Raw genomic sequence first — 4691 nt, 5'->3', positions numbered from 1 at the left:
CGGTCACGCTGAGCGCACCGGCCTTTGCGGCCACGCAGATCGGGCAGAGCAGCAGCGCCACGGCGACGCTGAGCAACACCGGTGGCGTGGCGATCAACCTGACGGTGCCGACCGCCGCGGCGGTGTCGTCGGCGTCGGGCAGCGAGTTCGGCTTTGCGGGCACGACCTGCGGCACGACGTTGCCGGCCGGGGCGTCGTGCACGGTGACCGTGAGCTTCATGCCGACGGCTGCCGGCGCGCGCAGCGGCGGGCTGAACATCAACACCGAGCTAGGCGTGAAGGCGGTGGCGCTGTCGGGCGCAGGCCAAGCACCGTCGGGCAGCCTGAGCGCCATCGACTTCGGCAGCGTGGCCGTCGGCAACGTGCCGACGCTGACCTCAACGCTCGCCAACACAGGCGTCGGCCCGCTGAGCGTCACGGTGCCGACAGCGGCATCGGTCAGTGGCACGGACTTCGGCTTCGTCTCGACGACCTGCGGCAGCTCGCTGCCGGTGGGTGGCACGTGCGCGGTCACGGTGCGCTTCCAGCCGACGGCCAATGCCGCACGCAGCGGAAGCTTGAGCATCGGAACAGGTGCTGGGGCTCTGTCGGCTGCACTGAGCGGCACGGGGCTGCAATCGGTGATCTCAGTGACCGGCAATGGCGCAGCGAGCCTGACGGCGCAGAAGGGCGGTGCGGCGGGTGGCGGCACGGTCACCTTCACGAACAGCGGCAACCAGGCGGCGACGCTCGCGATGTCGGGCCTGAGCGCACCTTACTCGGTGAGCCCGGCAAGCTGCACGGCGCCTGCGGGCGGCAACTGCGCCGTGACAGTGTCGATGACGACGGCGGGAGCTATCGGCGCGCAAGGCGGCCAGACCTTGACGGTCACCGGCGGCACGACCGGTGCGGTGTCGGCTCCGGTGGCGGGCACGCTGTACGGCTCGGCGATCTCGGTCACCGGCAACGGCGCGACCGGCCTGAGTGCCACGAAGGGTGGCAGCGCCGCCTCCGGCACGGTGAGCTTCACGAACAGCGGCAACCAGGCCGCGACGTTGACGATGTCGGGTCTCAGTGGCGCGTACAGCGTGGCACCGGGCAGCTGTACGGTCGACCCGGGTGGCACGTGCGTGGTCACGGTGTCGATGAGCACGGGCAACGGCATCGGCGCGCAAGGTGCGCAGACGCTGGTGGCGACCGGCGGTACCTTGGGTGCGGCATCGGCTACGGTGTCGGGCACGTTGACCGGCTCGGTCGCGACGTTCAGCGGCGGCAGCCTGGCCTACGGCACGGTGAACCAGAACTCGGCGGCGCCGGCGAACGTGATCGGGTGGCGCAACGACGGCAACGTGCCGATGACGCTGTCGGGCTTGTCCGGCTTGCCGGGCGTGCTGAGTGTGGTGAGCAACGGCTGTACCAATGTGGCGCCTGGCCTGGCGTGCAGCATGACGGTTCAGTTGGCCACCGGCAGCTTGACGAGCTTCAGCCAGACGGTGAGCACGGTGGGGGCGACGATGAATGGATTGACCACCGCCAGCGGCACGGTGCAGACGATCCCGGGCGCGCTGTTCAACCTGAGCACGGCCGCGACTTCGACGCCCACGTACACGACGATCACGCTGACGGTGGCGAACCCGTACAGCGCGGCGCAGACGATCACGGCGGTGACCCAGAGCGATGCGGCCACGGCCGGCACGAGCACCTGCTCCGTGGGTGGCAGCGTGGCCGCGTCACCAGGGAGTTGCACCTTCCAGTGGATCTACGACCGATGCACCGCGCGCACGGTGAACTTCAGCGTGAAGAACGCGTTCGGCACCGCGACGACGAGCAAGGCGATCGTGAAGGGGACCTGCCTGTGAAGTACACAAAGCAAGCAATGAAGCGGCTGGCTCAACTGGTGATGCTCGCGAGCGCCGCTGCCGCGCAAGCGCAGGTTCAGCCACCCATTGACCCATTCCACTACACGAAGACGGTGAGCACCACTTACCGCGCCGACGGCCTGGTGGAAACCGAGAAGGTCGAGCCCGACGACCCCAAGCTGTGCGTGCTGACGACGTACGGCTACGACCCGGCGGGCAATCGCATCAGCACGCGGCAGGAGAACTGCCCGGGCGCGAGCGGTGAAGCGCTCTTCACAGCCCGTACGAGCACGACGACCTTTGCAACGCAGACAGTGACGATCGCCGGCCAGAGCATCAAGATGCCTGCAGGCAGCCTGCCGAGCGAGCGCAGGAATGCGTTGCTGCACGGTGAGACGCAGACGGTGGACCCGCGCTTTGGCACGGTGTTGAGCAAGACCGGGCCGAACGGGCTGACCACGCGCTGGGAATATGACGACCTGGGTCGCGCGACGCGAGAGATCCGTGCCGACGGCACGCGGTCGATCACGGCGTACTGCTACATCGCGGGCCGCGTCGACACCGCCACGAACAGCCCGACCTGCCCGAGCCCCGGCGCGGCCGAGATCCCGGCCGATGCGGTGAAGTTCACGCACGCGGAGCCGCGCGATGCAAGCGGCTCGGAGGGCGTCAAGAACGGCCCGTTCACCCGCAAGTACATCGACCGCGCGGGCCGGGTGCTTCGCCAGATCACCGAGGCGTTCGACGGCGCCACGCAACCCGGCGGCACGAACCGCCTGATCGCGACCGACACCGAGTACGGCGATCTGGGCCAGGTGCTGCTGCAGACGCAGCCGTACTTCCTGGACAGCGGCTCGTCGACCAGCGGCGGCGGCACCGACGTGGGGTTGTCGCGCTCGGAGTACGACGCGCTGGGTCGGGTCGTTCGCACCTACACGGCCGACCCCCAGGGCAACCAGCCGAGCGTGGGCTTCGGCAACCGGGGCAGCCGCCGGGCGCGGTTGTCGGCCGTGGTCTACGGCGCGCTGCAAACGACTGCCATCGACGACCAGGGTCACACCCGGCTCGAAGAGCGCAACGTGGAGGGCCGCCCGATCCGCATCACCGACGCACAAGGCGCGCAACTCGTCCACCAGCACGACGCATTCGGCAACCTCGTCACGACGAAGGACGCGTTGCAGAACACCGTGCAGATCGCGTACGACATCCGGGGCCGCAAGCTCAGGCTGACGGACCCGGACGCCGGGATGCTCGAGTACCACTACGACGCCCTCGGCCAGGCGGTGTGGCAGCAGAACCCGCTGCAGAAGCAGCGCGGCAGCCAGACGACGATGGCGTACGACGCGCTGGGCCGGATGACGCTGCGCACCGAGCCGGAGTACGCGAGCACCTGGACCTACGACAACTGCGCGATGGGCATCGGCAAGCTGTGCGCGACAAGTGCCAACACGGACCTCAGCCGGCAGTGGGTGTACGACAGCCTGGGACGGCTGATCAACACCCGCACGAGCATTGCCAACGGGCCGAGCTTTGCGAGCGCGCTGAGCTATGACGCCAACGGCCGGCAATCGACACAGACCTGGCCGACCGGGCTGATGGTGAACTACGGCTACACGCCGAAGGGATTCCTCGGCACGGTGTCGCTCGCGACGGCGGTCACGGTGAACCCGTTGCCCGCCACCCCAGGTGGCACGCCGGGAGCGAGCGTCACGCTGCCGGCCGGCACCGTGCTGTGGCAGGGGCTGGCCTACAACGCGTGGGACGGCCTGGAGCAGCAGAAGTACAGCAACGCGGTCGTGAGCAGGTCCGGCTATGAGGCATCGACGGGCCGCACCAGCAGCCTGACGACCGGCAAGGGCAACGCGACCGACGTGCTGAACCACGGCTACGTGTGGGACAGCCTGGGGCGCCTGACGAACCGCAATGATGCGAACGGGGATGGCGCGACCGGCGCGGTGACGGAGAACTTCGAGCACGACGCGCTCGGGCGGCTGCAGCGCTACACGGTGGCCGCGCCTGCGATCAGCGGCCTGGTGCGCACGGTGAGCCTGCAATACAACGCGCTGGGCAGCATCCTCTACAAGAGCGATGTCGGCATCTACAACTACGGCGCGCAGGGGGCGACCTCGGTTCGACCGCACGCCGTTCAAAGCATCGAGGGAGCCGCAGCCAACAGCTATGGCTTCGATGCGAACGGGAACATCGCGAGCGCGACGGCGGGCAAGTACCGTGGGATCACCTTCACCGGCTTCAACCTGCCGGACAGCCAGACAGGCGTGCAAGGGCCAGCAGGTGGCCCGAGCTATGTGTGGAGCTACGACGAAGACCACGCGCGCATTCGGGAGGTGCGGACGATTCCGAGCGGCACCAACGCCGGCACAAGAACGACGTGGTACCTGCATCCGGACAACACCGGTGGGCTGGCCTTCGAGAGCGAGGTCAATGCGCCGACGATGCCGAGCGCAGCCAATCCTGCGGTCACGAGCAATCGCCACTACCTGAGCGCGGGTGGCCAGAGCCTCGGCGTGCTGGTCACCACCGGCGCACTGCCCACGCTCGGTGCATCACAGACCGCACCAGCAGTGCAGTCCAGCATGGCAGCAGTGAAGCTGGAGTACTGGCACAAGGACCACCTGGGCAGCATCGCGGCGACGACCGACCATAACGGCGACGTGACGGCCCGCGATGCGTACGACCCGTTCGGCAAGCGGCGCTTCGCCAACGGCAACTACGACGCCGCAGGCACTCTGGTGATCGACTGGAGCCCAACCGTCAACGGCGGCACGGACCGCGGCTTCACCGGCCATGAGCAGCTCGACGACATCGGGCTCACGCACATGAACGGGCGCATGT

Annotated in this window: 1 protein-coding gene and 1 pseudogene; both read left to right on the top strand. The window is 68.5% G+C overall.

The window, feature by feature from the left end; genetic code table 11:
* The coding region (locus tag AC1D15_RS18740; protein WP_477827169.1) for a beta strand repeat-containing protein at positions 1–1838 on the top strand (1838 nt) is incomplete at its 5' end.
* A pseudogene (locus tag AC1D15_RS18735) lies at positions 1835–4691 on the top strand (RHS repeat domain-containing protein); the annotation flags it as partial. The gene AC1D15_RS18740 and the pseudogene AC1D15_RS18735, both read left to right, overlap by 4 nt.

The sequence above is a fragment of the Rhizobacter sp. P2_H2 genome (assembly GCF_056403375.1).
This window is presented reverse-complemented; position numbering and strand designations above follow the sequence as displayed.